This is a genomic window from Afipia sp. DC4300-2b1 (genome assembly GCF_049895725.1).
Lineage (GTDB): Bacteria > Pseudomonadota > Alphaproteobacteria > Rhizobiales > Xanthobacteraceae > Afipia > Afipia broomeae.
The window spans coordinates 741,794-758,284 of sequence record NZ_JAFCSX010000003.1 but is presented as its reverse complement, the minus strand read 5'-3'; the positions used below and the strand labels follow the sequence as shown (position 1 = coordinate 758,284).

General features: G+C 61.9%; 14 protein-coding genes and 1 riboswitch. Of the genes, 10 read left to right on the top strand and 4 right to left on the bottom strand.

All coding sequences use genetic code 11. The annotated features are described in order from the left end of the window. The first annotated feature begins 33 nt into the window (after positions 1-33). Entirely contained in the window at positions 34-1,344 is a 1,311-nt protein-coding gene (locus ACP7AL_RS16090) for an ATP-binding protein (protein WP_425992768.1), read from the top strand. Positions 1,345-1,480: 136 nt separating this feature from the next. Here ACP7AL_RS16090 and ACP7AL_RS16085 read toward each other — a convergent pair whose 3' ends face one another. Further along, positions 1,481-1,990: a GcrA family cell cycle regulator gene (locus ACP7AL_RS16085; protein WP_006022984.1), complete on the bottom strand. Its 510-nt coding sequence runs from the start codon at positions 1,988-1,990 to the stop codon at positions 1,481-1,483. A 558-nt stretch (positions 1,991-2,548) separates the two neighbouring features. On the opposite strand from ACP7AL_RS16085, the gene ACP7AL_RS16080 reads away from it, so the two are divergent. From ACP7AL_RS16080 to ACP7AL_RS16070, 3 genes are all read left to right on the top strand, one after another. Then, positions 2,549-3,769: an aspartate aminotransferase family protein gene (locus ACP7AL_RS16080; protein ID WP_425992765.1), complete on the top strand. Its 1,221-nt coding sequence runs from the start codon at positions 2,549-2,551 to the stop codon at positions 3,767-3,769. After that, positions 3,769-4,695 (top strand): ornithine carbamoyltransferase, encoded by a 927-nt coding sequence (gene argF, locus ACP7AL_RS16075; protein WP_425992763.1) that lies wholly within the window; start codon positions 3,769-3,771, stop codon positions 4,693-4,695. Before ACP7AL_RS16080 ends, argF begins: the two co-directional genes overlap by 1 nt. A 244-nt stretch (positions 4,696-4,939) precedes the next feature. Next, the gene (locus tag ACP7AL_RS16070; protein WP_425992761.1) at positions 4,940-5,941 is read left to right on the top strand and encodes an Hsp33 family molecular chaperone; all 1,002 of its coding nucleotides are present in this window, start codon (positions 4,940-4,942) and stop codon (positions 5,939-5,941) included. 46 nt (positions 5,942-5,987) lie between these two features. Here ACP7AL_RS16070 and apaG read toward each other — a convergent pair whose 3' ends face one another. Beyond that, positions 5,988-6,380, bottom strand: coding sequence for a Co2+/Mg2+ efflux protein ApaG (apaG, locus tag ACP7AL_RS16065; protein ID WP_006022980.1), 393 nt, complete (start codon positions 6,378-6,380; stop codon positions 5,988-5,990). A gap of 254 nt (positions 6,381-6,634) precedes the next feature. On the opposite strand from apaG, the gene ACP7AL_RS16060 reads away from it, so the two are divergent. The 3 genes from ACP7AL_RS16060 to ACP7AL_RS16050 are packed head-to-tail and all read left to right on the top strand — an operon-like array spanning position 6,635 to position 9,536. After that, positions 6,635-7,867, top strand: a complete 1,233-nt coding sequence (locus ACP7AL_RS16060; protein ID WP_425992759.1) for an OpgC domain-containing protein — start codon at positions 6,635-6,637, stop codon at positions 7,865-7,867. Then, complete coding sequence (locus ACP7AL_RS16055) at positions 7,864-8,634, top strand: SGNH/GDSL hydrolase family protein (protein WP_425992756.1); 771 nt, start codon at positions 7,864-7,866, stop codon at positions 8,632-8,634. The genes ACP7AL_RS16060 and ACP7AL_RS16055 overlap by 4 nt, the downstream gene beginning before the upstream one ends. Before the next feature lie 44 nt (positions 8,635-8,678). Then, positions 8,679-9,536, top strand: a complete 858-nt coding sequence (locus ACP7AL_RS16050) for an SGNH/GDSL hydrolase family protein (RefSeq protein ID WP_425993001.1) — start codon at positions 8,679-8,681, stop codon at positions 9,534-9,536. A 3-nt stretch (positions 9,537-9,539) separates the two neighbouring features. Here ACP7AL_RS16050 and ACP7AL_RS16045 read toward each other — a convergent pair whose 3' ends face one another. Beyond that, positions 9,540-10,379: a PhzF family phenazine biosynthesis protein gene (locus tag ACP7AL_RS16045; protein ID WP_425992754.1), complete on the bottom strand. Its 840-nt coding sequence runs from the start codon at positions 10,377-10,379 to the stop codon at positions 9,540-9,542. Positions 10,380-10,402: 23 nt separating this feature from the next. After that, positions 10,403-11,635: an O-succinylhomoserine sulfhydrylase gene (locus ACP7AL_RS16040; protein ID WP_425992752.1), complete on the bottom strand. Its 1,233-nt coding sequence runs from the start codon at positions 11,633-11,635 to the stop codon at positions 10,403-10,405. A gap of 71 nt (positions 11,636-11,706) precedes the next feature. Next, a riboswitch (SAM riboswitch) is annotated at positions 11,707-11,786 on the bottom strand. Positions 11,787-11,842: 56 nt separating this feature from the next. On the opposite strand from ACP7AL_RS16040, the gene ACP7AL_RS16035 reads away from it, so the two are divergent. The 3 genes from ACP7AL_RS16035 (at position 11,843) to ACP7AL_RS16025 (ending at position 16,490) form a co-directional block, all read left to right on the top strand. Then, complete coding sequence (locus ACP7AL_RS16035) at positions 11,843-12,991, top strand: 2'-deoxycytidine 5'-triphosphate deaminase (RefSeq protein WP_425992750.1); 1,149 nt, start codon at positions 11,843-11,845, stop codon at positions 12,989-12,991. 147 nt (positions 12,992-13,138) lie between these two features. Further along, positions 13,139-14,929 carry an acyl-CoA dehydrogenase family protein gene (locus tag ACP7AL_RS16030; protein WP_425992748.1) on the top strand — a complete coding sequence of 597 codons (1,791 nt, stop codon included), beginning with the start codon at positions 13,139-13,141 and terminating at the stop codon, positions 14,927-14,929. A 127-nt stretch (positions 14,930-15,056) separates the two neighbouring features. Next, entirely contained in the window at positions 15,057-16,490 is a 1,434-nt protein-coding gene (locus ACP7AL_RS16025; RefSeq protein ID WP_425992746.1) for an MATE family efflux transporter, read from the top strand. Position 16,491 lies beyond the last annotated feature (1 nt).

Here is a 16,491-nt window from a genome sequence, read left to right as displayed (position 1 = left end):
TCAGCTCGTACGAGAGCGAAACAGGTACGGCGCATGACGATGACGTCTCCAAATTCCGGTTTTGCTCCGTGGTCGGATCGGCTGCGGCGGTCGGCGATCATTCTGATCGCGACGGCGCTTGGCCTCGCGGCTTCGGTGATGTTCGGCGGCCTGACGCTGCCGCAGGCCGGACTGGTGTTTGTGGTGATCGGGGGTGCAGCGCTTGTGCCATGGCATCTGCATCAATCCGTTCCGGCGAACGAAGACTTGATCGGCGCGCGGCCCGCGGAAACGCCGGTGGTGCAGGCGCTGGTCGGCGGGATGCCCGATGCAGCCGTGCTGCTCGACCGCGCCGGGCGCGTGCTGCATTTCAACACCGCCGCCGCGCAACTGGCGCCTGCTTTGCGCAAGAACGAACTGGCGCTGTTCGCGCTGCGCTCTCCCGAGATCATCGCGGCGCTGCGCGAAGCCATCGCCACCCGTCAGCCGCAGCGCGCCAGCTATGTGGATCGCGTTCCGATCGACCGCTGGATGGAATTGATCGTGACGCCGCTGCTGTTGCCGACGGCATTCGGCGGCAGCGAATATTGCATTCTGATGACATTCCAGGATCAGACGCCGCTGCGCCGGGTCGAGGAAATGCGCGCCGACTTCGTCGCCAATGCGAGCCACGAATTGCGCACGCCGCTCGCAGCGCTGTCGGGATTCATCGATACGTTGCAGGGACCGGCGCGCGAGGACGCCAAGGCGCGCGAACGGTTTCTCGGCATCATGCACGCGCAGGCGACGCGCATGGCGCGGCTGATCGACGATCTTCTGTCTCTGTCGCGGGTCGAGCTCAGCGCGCATGTGCGGCCCGAAAAGCTGGTCGACGTGGTGCCGCTGGTGCGTCAGGTGGTCGATGGGCTGGAGCCGCTGGCGAGCGAGCGTCAGGTTGTCATCGATGTCGAACTTCCTCATGAGCCGGTTGTCGTCGCCGGTGACAACGAGGAATTGCTGCGCCTGCTGGAAAACCTGATCGAGAACGGTCTCAAATACGGCGCATCCGGCGGACGCGTCGTGGTGTCGCTGACCGAACCTGCGCCCCATGACATCGGTGAAATTCGCCTCGCGGTGCGCGACTTTGGTCCTGGTATCGCGCCGGAGCATTTGCCGCGCCTGACCGAGCGGTTCTACCGCGTCGATGTCGGCGACAGCCGCGCGCAGGGCGGCACCGGACTGGGCCTGTCGCTGGTCAAGCACATCCTCAACCGTCATCGCGGGCGGCTCCTGATCGAGAGCGTTCCCGGTCACGGCGCGACGTTCACCGCATGTTTTCCGACGACGAAGACTCCTGCGGGCGACAAGATTGCAGCGAAAGAGTAAGGGCGATTTCAGTCCGGCGCATTTTCGCCGCACGATCACAAAGCCGCCTTTTGCGGCAAGGTTCGCCGCCACTTCGCAACAAAAAAGCCTCATCGGATCGATGAGGCTTTTTCGCTATTTATGAAAGGATTTCGGCTTACTTCGTGCTCGGCCGCGAGGTGCGGCGGCGATCGGAGGCCGGCTGATAGGCAACGCGTGAGTGATGCGCGCAGTATGGCAGGCTGGTCAGCGACTTGCCGCCGCAGAAGAAGAAATCCGGGCTGCCCGGATCGCCGACAGGCCAGTGGCAAGTGTTCTCGTTGAGCTCCAGCAGGCTGAGGCGCTGGCTCATCGGCACCACGTTGTCATAGGCGATCGGATCCGGCTCGGCTTCGACCTCAAAGGCGTGGGCCAGCGCGGTGTTACCGCGCGACACGGGACGGCTGATCCGCATCATATGCTGCGCCGGACGCACCTTGCGCTGCCGGGGCGCCGCGGAAGACGGGCTCTTGGCCCGGCCGGAGAGACCCAGCCGGTGCACCTTGCCGATCACGGCATTGCGGGTGATGTTTCCGAGCTCGGCAGCGATCTGGCTTGCCGAAAGCCCGGCTTCCCAAAGCTTTTTCAACTGTTCAACGCGATCGTCGGTCCAGCTTATTACCGTCATCGCACTCTTCCTTTTGATATCGCGCCGGCCATTTTCGACGCGGCGTCGCGATTGCAAACCGTCCAAAATCCCTGTCGGCAGAATCCCTTAGCCTTCGCCGGTTGCATGAAAAGCGACCGGGCGTTTACGCCGTACCGAAGACAATCGAGGATCAGAACCGCCGCACGAGATGTCGTACCCAACGTCAGGGATGCTACAATATGGCGTGACTCACGCGCAAGAGTCGGGCATGCCGCGTCCACATGTTCCAGCCAAAAATCAAATAAATTCGATCTTTATGCGATGCTGCAAATCGCGGCTTTCTTGACCGCGCAGGCAGTTTCAACGCTGGAACAGGTGCAAAAACGCCGGAATATGCTTCAGTTGCAGCAACAAACGGGCTGCCCCTGCGGCCCGCAGAAGGGCCCGCGTGGATTGACACAACAGGGTCCACCAATAGAATAACCGCCACGTGCCGCCTTTTTCGGGCGGCACGTTTCGTTTCCGGGGCAGGCAACTGAGCGACGAGCGCTGATGCGGTCGCGCCGCGGCTGACCCCTCACCATCGATCAGGTCGCCATGAGCCAAAGTGTCAAACCGCATCTCGACTCTCACATGTTGCCGGTTTTTGCCCGCGCCGACGTCGCTTTCGAGCGCGGCGAGGGGCCATGGCTGATCGCGACCAATGGCGACCGCTATCTCGACTTCACCAGTGGTGTGGCGGTGAATGCGCTCGGTCATGCGCATCCGCACCTGGTCGCTGCCGTGCAGGAACAGGCCGCGAAGCTGTGGCACGTCTCGAACCTTTTCACGATTCCGGAAGGTGAGCGGCTGGCGACGCGGCTTTGCGACGCTAGCTTTGCCGACGTGGCATTCTTCTGCAATTCCGGCGCGGAGGCGATGGAAGCGTGCATCAAGATGGCGCGCAAGTTTCAGGCGGTGAACGGCCATCCGGAGCGGTATCGGCTGATCACGTTTGAAGGTGCATTTCACGGCCGCACGCTTGCGACGCTCGCGGCCGGCGGGCAGCAGAAATATCTCGAAGGTTTCGGGCCGCGGGTCGAAGGTTTCGATCAGGTGCCGCTCGGCGATCTTGAGGCCGTGAAGAAGGCAATCGGTCCCGAGACGGCGGGTATCATCATCGAGCCATGGCAGGGCGAAGGCGGCGTGCGCGCGGCCGACCCTTCTTTCTTCCGCGCGCTGCGGCAGCTTTGCGACGACAACAAGCTCGTTCTGGTATTCGACGAAGTGCAGACCGGCATGGGTCGTACGGGCAGCCTCTTCGCTTACGAGAAGACCGGCGTTGAACCCGATATCATGGCGCTGGCAAAGGCGCTTGGCGGCGGCTTTCCGATCGGTGCGTGTCTGGCCACGGCGGCCGCCGCTGCGGGCATGACCCCGGGCACCCACGGCTCGACGTTCGGCGGCAACCTGCTTGCAGTGGCCGCAGCCAACGCGGTGCTCGATGTGATGCTGGCGCCGAAGTTTTTTGAGAATGTGCAGCGTTCGTCGCTGTTGCTGAAGCAGAAACTGGCGTCGATCATCGACCGCTATCCCGATGTGGTCGATGAAGTCCGCGGCGATGGCCTGCTGATCGGCCTGAAAGCGGTTGTGCCTGCCGGTGATCTCGTCGCAGCGCTTCGCAGCGAAAAGCTGCTCACCGTCGGCGCCGGCGAGAACGTCGTGCGATTGCTGCCGCCGCTGATCGTCACCGAGGCTGAGATCGAGGATGCGGTGTCACGTGTCGAGCGTGCTTGCGCCAAGCTGACGCGAACGCCCGCGCGGCGCGAGGCGGTGTGATGAGCAACTCTCCCCGACATTTCCTCGACCTGTTCGACGTGCCGACCAGGGACTTGCGGACGATCCTCGACGCCAGCATGGCGATGAAGAAGAAGCGCAAGGCCGGGGACATTTCCGACAGGCCGCTGGACGGCAAGACGCTTGCGATGATCTTCGACAAGCCGTCGACGCGTACCCGTGTGTCGTTCGATGTCGGCATGCGCCAGCTCGGCGGCGAAGCCATCATGCTGACCGGCGCTGAGATGCAGCTCGGACGCGGTGAAACCATCGCCGATACCGCGCGCGTGCTGTCGCGCTTCGTCGATGCGATCATGATCCGCATTCTCAACCACGAGGCGCTGGCCGAACTCGCGGCGCACGCAACCGTGCCCGTGATCAACGGTCTGACCCGGCGGTCGCATCCCTGTCAGGTGATGGCCGACGTGATGACCTTCGAGGAGCATCTCGGCCCGATCAAGGGACGCACGGTGGCTTGGACCGGCGACGACAACAACGTGCTGGCGTCGTGGGCGCATGCCGCGGAGCGGTTTGGATTCAACCTTCGTGTTGCGACGCCGCCGGAGCTGGCGCCCAACAAGCTGCTGAAGGACTGGATCAAGGCGGCAGACGCGCCGGTCGTGCTCGGCACCAAACCCGAGGAAATGGTGCGCGGCGCCGATTGCGTGGTCACCGACACCTGGGTCTCGATGGGCGACAAGGAAGGCGAGCATCGCCATAACGTGCTGAGGCCCTATCAGGTCAATGAGAAGCTGATGTCGCTGGCCAACCCCGGCGCCATCTTCATGCACTGCCTGCCGGCACATCGCGGCGAGGAAGTCACCGATGAAGTGATCGACGGCCCGCAGTCGGTGGTGTTCGACGAGGCGGAAAATCGTCTGCACGCGCAAAAGGGCATTCTGGCCTGGTGCCTGTACGCGATCGGCTAGGCCTGATCACAAAACGGATTGTCGAAGGGTCGTGCTCCGCGCGAAATAGCCCTTGTTCGCGGCGTTCCGGCGGTTTCTCCGCTGGCTTGTGTTCCCGATCCACTCCCTTTTTTGCGGAACAAGGCACCCTATATTGTGCGGACACCTCGCTTGATCCATCATTGCCCTGGGGCCGGAAGTCAGACCGTCATGGTTTGTGCTTTTCGCTGCGGCAATTCGTTTCCTTGAAAAGAATGCGTCCGACATGACTCTCGAAAGCCAAATCCGTGCTCCCTCCGCAACGCCGGTGGATGATGCTGTGCTGCCCTTTGAAGTCAGCGCGCTGGATGTGCGCGGCCGGTTGGCGAAGATGGGCCCGACGCTCGACGAGATTTTGACCAAGCACGACTATCCGGCTCCGGTCGGCAAGCTGCTTGGCGAAGCCATCGTGCTCACAACACTGCTCGCTTCGACGCTCAAGTTCGATGGCCGCTTTATTTTGCAGACCAAGACCGATGGTCCTGTGTCGATGATCGTCGTTGATTTTCAGGCGCCGAACCGGCTGCGTGCCTATGCGCGTTTCGATGCAAGCAGGCTGAAGTCCGGCCAGGACTCCGCGGCGCTGCTCGGCCACGGGCATCTTGCCATGACCATCGATCAGGGTGCCGAGATGAGCCGCTATCAGGGCCTCGTTGCGCTGGAAGGCGGCAATCTGGAAGACGCCGCGCATGAATATTTCCTCCGTTCGGAGCAGATTCCGACGCGGGTGCGGCTCGCGGTCGGTGAGGAATTCCGCAGTGGTGATGGTCCGAAACACCGGTGGCGCGGCGGCGGCATGCTGATGCAGTTCCTGCCCAAGGCGCCCGAGCGCGCGCGTCAGCCCGACCTGCATCCCGGCGACGCCCCCGAGGGCGCGGTCAAGCATGACCTGCCGGAAGACGATGCGTGGGCCGAGAGCCGGTCGCTGTTTGGCACCATCGAGGATGTCGAACTGATTGATCCCGATCTGTCGGGCGAGCGTTTGCTGTTCCGGCTTTTTCACGAGCGCGGAGTCCGGGTGTTTCCGACGCAGGAAGTGCGCGCGCAGTGCTCTTGCTCGCGCGATGCCGTGGCCGGAATGTTGAAAAGCTTCACCCCGCAGGATCGCGCCGACATGGTCGAAAACGGCAAGGTGGTCGTGACCTGCGAGTTCTGCAGTTCGGTATATGAGTTCACGCCGGATGAAGCGGGCGTCGAGCCGGTGTCCAATCAGGGGGCGGCTGACTAGAGGCTGGGCCGGTCTCGCGGCTGCCCGCCGTTGGCGTATGGATGTTCTAGTTCAGCGTCCGCTTGTAGCTCGGACTGTCCAGCGAGAACGCCGGGATGTCGATATCGAACGGCTCGCCGTTTTCGGTTACCATCTGATAGCTGCCGGTCATGAATCCGGATGGTGTCTGAAGCGGCACCCCGCTGGTGTACTCGAACCGTTCACCCGGCTCGAGTACCGGCTGTTCTCCGACCACACCCTCGCCGTTGACTTCCTGGCTGCGGCCGGCGCCATCGGTAATGATCCAGTGACGCCTCTTGAGCTGGACGGTTTCGCTCCCCGAATTGACGATGGCGATCGTGTAAGCCCAGAAAAAACGGCCGTCTTCAGCCGACGAGCGTTCGGGCAGGAAGCTCGGCTCGACGATGACTTCAATCTGGCGGGTCACGGCGCGATACATGGTGTCCGTCCACATTCGGTCACAGAATAGCAGACCTCTCATCCCTTGCGTAGGCACCAATAATTGATGCTTGCGGCGGCCTGTCCAGGATACGACATCGTACCGATCTTTGTTTCAACAACGTTGCCATCCAGCATTCTTCCGGGCGCCGGTCCAATGGAATGCTTGCAATTTGCGGGCCGGTTTGATCTTCCGTAGGATCATGACAAGCGCCTGCCACTTCGAATGGAACCGGATGAAACGGACTTGACCGGATGACGCTCGTGACCACCGAGATGACCGATCAGGCTGTTGCGAAAGCGCCTGCTGCAAAGGCCGTGGCGCTTCCGGTTGCCGCGGGCGAACGCGAACTGCGCCTCGATCTCTTTCGAGGTATGGCGCTGTGGCTGATCTTCATCGACCATCTTCCGCCGAACATTCTGACCTGGTTCACCATCCGCAACTACGGCTTCAGTGACGCCACCGAGATCTTTATTTTCATATCGGGGTACACGGCGGCGTTCGTGTACAGCCGCGCGATGCTTGATCGCGGCTTCGTAGTGGCGAGTGCGCGCATCTTCAAGCGCGTCTGGCAAATCTACGTGGCGCACGTTTTCCTGTTTACGATCTATCTCGCAGAGATCTCCTACATCGCGACGCGGTTCGAGAACCCGCTCTACGCGGAAGAAATGGGCATTCTGGATTTCCTCAAGCAGCCCGACGTCACGATCGTTCAGGCGTTGTTGCTGAAATTCCGGCCCGTCAATATGGACGTGCTGCCGCTTTACATCGTGCTCATGATTTTCCTGCCGGGAATCATATGGCTGATGCAGCGCAAGGCGGATCTGGCGCTGTCACTCTCGGTCCTGCTCTATGCCCTGACCTGGCAATTCGACTGGTATCTTCCCGCTTATCCAAACGGCTTCTGGGCTTTCAATCCGTTCGCCTGGCAGTTGCTGTTCGTATTCGGGGCCTGGTGCGCGCTCGGTGGCGCAAAGCGCATGGCGCGCATTCTGTCCTCGCGCATTACGCTCTGGCTCTGCATTGGCTATCTTGTGTTTGCGTTCTGCGTCACGCTGACCTGGCACGTTCCGCAGCTCAATGTTTTCATGCCGCGCTGGCTGGAAAGCTGGATGTATCCGATCAACAAGACCGATCTCGATGTTCTCCGCTTTGTGCATTTTCTGGCGCTGGCGGCGATTACGGTCCGCGTGCTTCCGAAGGATTGGCCGGGTCTGAGATCGCCGTGGCTTCGCCCGGTGATCCGGTGTGGTCAGCATTCTCTGGAGATATTCTGTCTCGGCGTCTTCCTCGCATTCGCGGGTCATTTTGTTCTGGCCGAAGTGTCCGGCGGAGCATGGATGCATTTCTTCGTCAGCGTCGCCGGGATTGTCATCATGTCAGCGGCCGCATGGCTATTTTCGTGGTACAAGAGCGAAATAGGCAAGGGCGACAAACGCGCAAAAAGCGCTGACGCCGATGCCGACCTCGCCGGAGGCGGGTCATGAGAGCGTTACTGGTTGCAGGTCTGTTCGCGTCTGTCCTGGTGGCTGCTCCGGCGCGCGCCGAGGACGGTCCCGGCTGTACTGTGCCCGCATATCTCCTGACGACGGAAAGCCCACTTCCGAAGGTCGCAAACGCGATCAAGACCAGGAAGCGTCTGGATGTCCTTGTGGTCGGCAGCGGCTCTTCAGCGCTACCTGGCTCTGACGGTGCGAACATGTCTTATCCGGCACGTTTGGAGTCCGCTTTGCGCGAAGCATTGGCTGGCGTCACCGTCAATGTCAGGACCGACCTGCGGCCCAAGAAAACAGCCGCGGAAGCCGCGCAGGGTTTTGGCCAGATGATCGACAAGCTGCCGGCGGATCAAAAGCCGGATCTGGTGATCTGGCAGACCGGCACGGTCGATGCGATACGCGCGGTTGATCCTGACGATTTCCGCGCCGCGTTGGATAGCGGGGTTGAGGCACTGCAGAAAGCAGGCCCCGATGTGCTCTTGATGAATCTCCAATACAACCCACGTATGGAGACGATGCTGTCGGTTGGTCCCTATATCGACACGATACGGGTCGTCGCACAGCAGCACGAAGTGCCGATATTCGACCGGTTTTCGATCATGCGTCACTGGAGCGATGCCGGCGATTTTGATCTTTTCGGTTCAGCCCACGGATATGGAATGGCGAAGCGTGTGCATGACTGTATCGGCCGGTCGCTGGCCGCGATGGTCGTGGAAGCGTCGCGCATTAATCCGGCTGAGCTCAGGATTCAACGTTGATGAATTTTTATGGTCGTTTGGCGATTGCCGTCATGGCAGGCGCTATGACGTGGGGATTACCCGCCGTCTCCCCTGTACGAGCCCAGGTGCCCGACGCGCCCCAGCAGAAGGGTCTCGGAACAAAAGCTATCGAAGCGGCGAAGACTGTGGCCAAGGGTGCCGGCGATATTCTCACACGCGTGCCGTGTCTGCCCGCCAAGGGATTGAAGGACGTTCCGGGTTCGCTGCCGCGCGTTGCGCGGCGGATCGCTGCGGGCGAGCCGGTGACCATCGTCGCTTTCGGCTCATCGACCACGGTCGGTTTCGGCACGTCAGCGGCCTACAATTATCCCAGCCGTCTTGCGGATCAGTTGCGCCGCAAGTTTCCGACCGCCGACATCAGTGTCATCAATCGCGGTATGGGCGGGCAGGATGCGCCCGAAATGATGAAGCGGTTCGATATCGCCGTTCTCGATGCGGACCCTGATCTCGTGATCTGGCAGCTCGGCACCAACGCCGTCGTCAAGGGCAACGCCAGCGATATCGCGGCGACGGCTGCGCTGGTGGAGGACGGCATCGCGCGCCTTCAGGCCAGGGGGATCGATGTCGTGCTGATCGATCCGCAATACGTTCCGGCGGTTGCCGAGAAAACCGAGAACGCGAGCCGGATGGTCAAACTGCTTGGCGATGTCGCCAAGCTCAAGAACATCTCGGTGTTTCCGCGCTTCGATGTCATGCGGCAATGGCACGAGGACGAAAAAATGCCGTTCGACAAGTTCGTGATCGGCGACGGCCTGCACATGAACGACTGGGGCTACGCGTGCTTCGCCCAGTTGCTCGGCGACACCATCATCAAGTCGGTCGGACAGGTGAAGGCCGGTGTCAACATTCCGGCGAACGTGATGAGCTTCCGGCCGATGTAAGGCCTAGATCGTCAGCCTGCCTTCGATGCACGTCAGCGTCTCGCCGCCGATCCAGATGTCGTGACCATCACGCGCGGCGTAAACGCGGCCCTCTCGTCCAAGCACGGTGCCCTGGCTTGCGACGTATGCAGCGGGCGCAAGTCCTGCGGACATCAGCCATTGCGCGAGACCGGCATTCAGGCTGCCCGTGACGGGGTCTTCGGTCGCGCGGTTGGATATGAATGCGCGAACCTCGAAGAAGGCGTCCTTGCCGTCGCGCAAAGGGTCCCATGGCGCGACCACGCCGAGCTTCAGGTTCCCAAGCGCCGGATAGTCCGGTTTCAGCGACAGGATTTCCGTGCGCGATGTCAGCATCACCGCCACCCAGCCGGGGCCGTTGTCGATCCACTGCGCCGCCTTAATGGCGTCCCGGCGAATTTGCAGGCCGCGCGCGATCTGATCGAGAATGTCGCTTTCGACATCGCCGGTCCGGCGCAGCGGAGGCGCGGCAAATGCCAGCCTGTTCCCATCGCGCCTGATTTTGATGAGGCCCGCACCGCATTCCTGAACGACATGCGCCTGCCCGGCAGTATTCCCGAGGCTCAACCAGACGTGACAACTGCCGAGCGTTGGATGGCCTGCGAACGGCAACTCGCCTGAGGGCGTGAAAATCCGCAGGCGATAATCGGCGTCTGCCGTCGTAGGCTTCAGGAGAAAGGTGGTTTCGCTCAGATTCGTCCAGTTCGCGAGCGAAGCCATGGCGTCGTCGGAAAGTCCGTCGGCGCCAATGACCACGGCAAGCGGATTACCCTTGAGCCGCTTGCCGGTGAAAACATCGACCTGCTGGAACGAAAATGTACTCATGGAATATCCAGCGCGCTTCTGTCTTAGGCTTTCTCCAGCGCCGCGTTCAGATCCTCGATCAGGTCGTCCTTGTGCTCCAGTCCCGCCGAGAAGCGGATGAAGCCTTCACTGATGCCAAGTTCGGCGCGCGCCTCCGGCGTCAGCCGCTGATGCGTCGTGGTCGCCGGATGGGTGACGATGCTTTTGGAATCGCCGAGGTTATTGGAAATCCGCGCCAGCTTCAGCGCGTTCAGCGTGCGGAACGCTGCGGCCTTGCCGCCCTTGACCTCGAAACCGATCAGGGTCGAACCCGCGCGCATCTGTTTCTTGACGATGGCGGCCTGCGGATGATCGGCGCGGCCCGGATAGATCAGCCGCGAGATCTTCGGATGTTTGGCCAACGCATCGGCGATCGCCGCTGCGCTTTCGGTTTGCGCCTTCACGCGAATGCTCAGCGTCTCAAGACCCTTCAGCAGCACCCATGCGTTGAATGGTGACATCGCAGGTCCGGTCTGGCGCAGGAACGTGTGGATGTGCTCCTGAATGAAAGCCTCCGACGACAGGATGATGCCGCCGAGACAGCGACCCTGGCCATCGATGTGCTTGGTCGCAGAATAGACCACGACGTCGGCGCCGAGCGTTAGCGGGCTTTGCCAGATCGGTGTGGCGAACACGTTGTCCACGATCAGCCGCGCGCCGCCGCGATGCGCGATCTCGGCGACAGCGCCGATGTCGACCACATCGAGGGTCGGATTGGTCGGGCTTTCGAGGAAGCACGTCTTGGTGTTCGGACGCATCGCCTTCTGCCACTGGTCGAGATCATGACCATCCACCAGCGTGGATTCGATGCCGTAGCGCGGCAGCAGATCTTCCACGACATAACGGCACGAACCGAACAGCGCTTTCGCTGCGACCACATGATCGCCGGCTTTGAGCGGAGCAAGGATCGCGGTGGTGACCGCCGCCATGCCGGTCGCGGTGGCGCGCGCGGCCTCGGCGCCTTCGAGTTCGATCATGCGCTGCTCGAACATCGATACGGTCGGATTCGAAAACCGTGAATACAGGAAGCCGGGGTCCGCGCCGGTGAAGCGCGCTTCGCACTGTTCGGCGGTGTCGTAGATGAAACCCTGCGTCAGGAACAGCGCTTCGGAGGTTTCGCCGTACTGCGAGCGCAGCGTGCCTGAATGCACGAGGCGGGTTTCCGGGCGATAATTGCGGGTCGGGGATGGCGGCTTGCTTGGGGAAGCATTGGCCGCGGGTGTTTTGGTCTCGGACATGTGCACTCCATCGTGGCCACCTCGCGATGGACACAAAAAAACCGGCCTGGAAAATCTTTCCACAAGCCGGGATCACACTGTCCCCGGCCTGTTTAGCGAGTTATTTAACGTGGCTGCAAGCCGGCCGGCTCAAATGACCACGGGATAAGTCCTAGGCTTAATCCCGCATGCTCTTTCCGTCAAGCACCCCATCGGATAACCGATAAAATGCTTGTTTTGCTGGATCAGCCGATAGCCGAGGATTACCCCGTGGCCTTCACACTTGCCCCCGACGCGACAGGAATTCTGCCTGACCGCATGATCGCGGCGATGGCCGATGCAGGCCTGATCCTGCCCGAATATCCCTTCGTCGAAAGCCAGATCCAGCCGGCCAGTCTCGACCTGCGCCTGGGCAATGTCGCCTACCGGGTTCGCGCGAGCTTTCTGCCCGGTCCTGATATTCGGGTGGCGGACCGTATCGAAGAGTTGAAGCTGCACGAGATCGATCTGTCCGATGGCGCGGTGCTGGAAACCAACTGCGTCTACATCGTGCCGCTCTTGGAAAGCCTCGCGCTTCCGCCGAACATTCAGGCCGCCGCGAATCCGAAAAGCTCCACGGGCCGGCTCGACGTTTTCACCCGCGTGATCGCCGACGGCACGCGGCGCTTCGACATGATCGCGCCCGGCTATCATGGCCCGCTCTATGCGGAGATCAGCCCCAAGACATTCCCGGTCTTGTTGCGCGAAGGATCGCGGCTGTCGCAGATTCGTTTCCGCACGGGCCATCCTCTGCTCGATGGCGATGAACTGGAGGCGCTGCATGACGCCGAGCGTCTGGTCGACAGCGACGAAGCCGATCTCGCCGGCGGTGTGGCCTTAAGCGTTGATCTGTCCGGTGAAGGCTCGGATGGTTTTGTCGGCTATCGCGCCAAACGCCATACCGGCGTGGTCGATGTCGACCGCCGTGCCGGATACACCGTGGGTGAGTTCTGGGAGCCGATCCGCGCGCGGCCGGATCGCAGCCTGATCCTCGATCCCGGCGAGTTCTATATTCTCGCCTCGAAGGAGGCGGTGCAGGTGCCGCCGGATTTCGCCGCCGAGATGGTGCCGTTCGATCCGCTGGTCGGCGAATTCCGCGTCCACTATGCGGGCTTCTTCGATCCCGGCTTCGGTTATGCAGGCGCAGGCGGGCAGGGCTCGCGCGCGGTGCTGGAAGTGCGCTCGCGCGAAGTGCCGTTCATTCTCGAGCACGGCCAGATCGTCGGTCGCCTTGTGTACGAGAAGATGCTGTCGCGCCCCGATGCGCTGTATGGCCAGCGCATCGCATCGAATTATCAGGGGCAGGGCCTGAAGCTCTCGAAGCATTTCCGGACCTAGCGGTCGGGTTCCGCTCTGCGAATTACGTCCCCTCGCGGCACATTTCACCCATGCCGCCATTGGCTTCCGGCCAGCTTGCCGCGGGCATCCAAATACCGGATCATTCCTGAAAACAACGGGAGCGATCCCGGCAGGGATGAAAACGCCATGGTTGCAGCCGCAAAAACTCCGCCCGCTCAGACATCAGCTTCGACATCCGGGTTCGGTCTGATCGCGCCCGACACGTCGGGCATGAATTTCTATCGCGCCGATCCGATCCTCGCCGATCTGCTGCGCATCCATCTTCCCGGCGCGCTGTTTCAGCACATCGAGCCGCATCTGGACCGGCTTGGCTCGCTCGCCGGTGGTTATCTCGATGAATGCGCGCGTCTCGCCGACAAGCATGGCCCGGTGCTGCATCAGCGCGATCGCTTCGGCAACGACCGGCAATGGATCGAGTATCATCCGGCTTATCGCGAACTCGAACGCGCAGCCTATGGCGAATTCGGCATCCACGCGATGTCGCATCGCAAGGGCATTCTCGGCTGGGCCGACACTTATCCAGCCGTCGCCAAGCACGCCTTCACGTTTCTGTTCAATCAGGCCGAGTTCGGGCTTGGGTGTCCGATCAATGTCACCGACGGCGCGGCGCGTCTGTTGTCGCGGTTCGGCGACGGCGCGCTGAAAGCCAAGTATCTCGACGGCCTCACGCAAACCGACATGTCAAAGCTGACCCAGGGCGGCCAGTTCATGACCGAGAAGGAGGGCGGTTCGGACGTCGGCAAGCTGACCACCAGAGCGGTGCAGGACGGCGGTCACTGGCGGCTCTACGGCGAAAAATGGTTCTGCTCGAACGCCGATGCAAAGATGGTGATGCTGCTGGCGCGGCCGGAAGGCGCGGTCGGCGGCACCCAGGGCGTCGGCCTGTTTCTCATGCCGCGTGAACTCGACGATGGTTCGCCCAACCACTACCGCATCGTCCGCCTCAAGGACAAACTCGGCACCCGCTCGATGGCGTCGGGCGAGATCAAGCTTGAAGGTGCGATTGCTTACGCTGTCGGCCGTCTCGATCGCGGCTTCGTGCAGATGGCCGAGATGGTCAACTGGTCGCGTCTGTCCAACGGCGTCAAGTCGGCGGCATTGATGCGGCGCGCGCACCATGATGCGAATACGGTTGCCAACAACCGCGTGGTGTTTGGCCGTCGCATTATCGATATGCCGCTGGCGCGCCGGCAGTTGATGAAAATCATGCTCGCAACCGAGCAGGCGGTGTCGATGAGCTTCGTCACGGCCGATGCATTGGATCGCGCCGAAGCCGGCAGTCAGGACGCCGCGGCATTGCTGCGCGTGCTGACGCCGACGCTAAAGTATCGCGCCACGCGCGATGCTCGAAAGGTTTGCGGCGAGGCAATGGAGATGCGCGGCGGCATCGGTTACATCGAAGAGTTCGCGACGCCGCGGCTATTGCGCGACGCGCATCTCGGTTCGATCTGGGAAGGAACCGGTAACATCGTTGCGCTCGATACGCTCAAGCGTGCGGTCGGCCGTCACGGAGCAGAAGCTGCGCTGGGAGCCGATCTGCATTCGCGGATCGACGATTCGCCCGGCGTTCCGCAGGTCTGGCGCGACCGGCTTCATCACCTGACGGACAGGGCGATCGGCTTTGCCCGCGAGGTGGCCGGGCGTTCGGAGAACGAAGCCGAAGCGCGCCGTGCCACCAGCACGCTTTATCATGTCGCCGGCGCTGTCACGTTCGCCTGGGAGGGCAGCCGGATTCACGCCATGCGCGGCGACGCCCGCCGGCTGTTGCTGTCGCGTCTCGTTGTCGATCACCGCCTGACGGCGCAGGACCCGTTTGCCGTTCTCTCGAACGGACGCGATGAGGCAATCGCCGACCGGCTGCTCGGTGATCGGCCATTGGCGATGGCCGATGCCGCGCAGATCATCAGTGCGGCTTAGTTCGCTGGTTTTCAGGGTGTGTAGGCGCCATGCGCGAAGCGCGTTGTGCCCTGCAAATTTGATGCTATGGATTTTTTGACAGGGCGGCGCTCTCTCAAAACAAGAAGATTTCCGCTCGGGAGACGATATGTCCGAACTTGGGGCCGCTGAAATTCCTGTCGTGCAGACGGACGAAAAACCGCCGCTGCCTGCTGTCAAAGGCCCCGTTAAAAACCCGCTGCTCGATGGGCCGATCCTCTCCACGCTGTTGAAACTGGCTGCTCCCAATGTGGTCGCGCTGACCGCCGGAACCTGCGTCGCGATCGCTGAGACATCCTATATCGGCCGCTTGGGCGTCGAACCCCTGGCGGCGATGGCGCTGGTGTTCCCGTTTGTCATTCTGATGATGACCATGTCTGGCGGCGCGATGGGCGGCGGCGTCGCATCCGCCATTGCGCGCGCGCTGGGCGCCAACGATGCCGAGCGCGCATCCGCGCTTGCCGTGCACGCGCTGATGATCGGTATTTGTTTCGGCCTGACCTTCATGATCGGGATGCTGACCTTCGGGCCGTATCTGTTTGCCGCGCTCGGCGGCAGGGGCCGTGTTCTGAGCGAGGCCATCGGTTACTCGCAGATTTTCTTCGGCGGCGCCGTGCTGCCATGGATCATGAATACGCTGGCGGCGCTGCTGCGGGGAACCGGCAACATGAAGCTGCCGTCGGCGATCATTCTCAACTCGGCGTTCTTTCAGGTTCTGTTCGGCGGCGTGCTTGGTCTTGGCCTGGGGCCGGTGCCGCAGTTCGGTATGCGCGGCGTTGCCGCCGGCACGCTGATGGCGTTTTCGATCGGTGTCGGCATCATGGCGTGGTATCTGCTGTCAGGCCGCAGCCGCGTGAAACTGAATTTCAGTGGCTTCCGGTTTCAGCGCACGATGTTCTACGACATCCTGCAGGTCGGAGCGATTTCCTGTTTCTCGCCCCTGCAGATTGTGCTGACGGTGACGATCTTCACGCACCTGCTGGCGAATTTCGGGACCGAGGTTCTCGCGGGTTACGGCATCGGCGCACGGCTGGAATTCATGCTGACGTCGCTGGCGTTCGCTGTGGGGATCGCCTCGGTGCCGATGATCGGCATGGCGATCGGAGCCGGCCGCATCGCCCGGGCGCGGCGGATTGCATGGACGGCCGGCGGTGTGTCGTTTGTGGCCGTCGGCTTCTTTGGCGGGTTCTTCGCTCTCAACCCGGACATTTGGGTGAACATCTTTACTGACAATGCCGCCGTTCGGGCTGCGAGCCATGAATATCTTTCGATCGTCGGGCCGTTTCTCGCTTTCGTGGGCCTTGCGATTTCGCTTTATTTCTCTTCGCAGGGCGCTGCGCGCGTGATCGGGCCGGTGCTCGCACAGACCGCGCGGCTTGCATTCGTCATGGCGGGCGGCTGGTGGCTGACGTCACATGGTGCAGTCAGCACGAATTTCTTCTGGCTGGCGGCTGTGTCCATGATTCTGCTGGGTATCCTCGCCGCCGCCGCAGTTCGTTTCACGAACTGGGGAGAGAGAGGGGCGGCTATCAAGGCTGAATGAG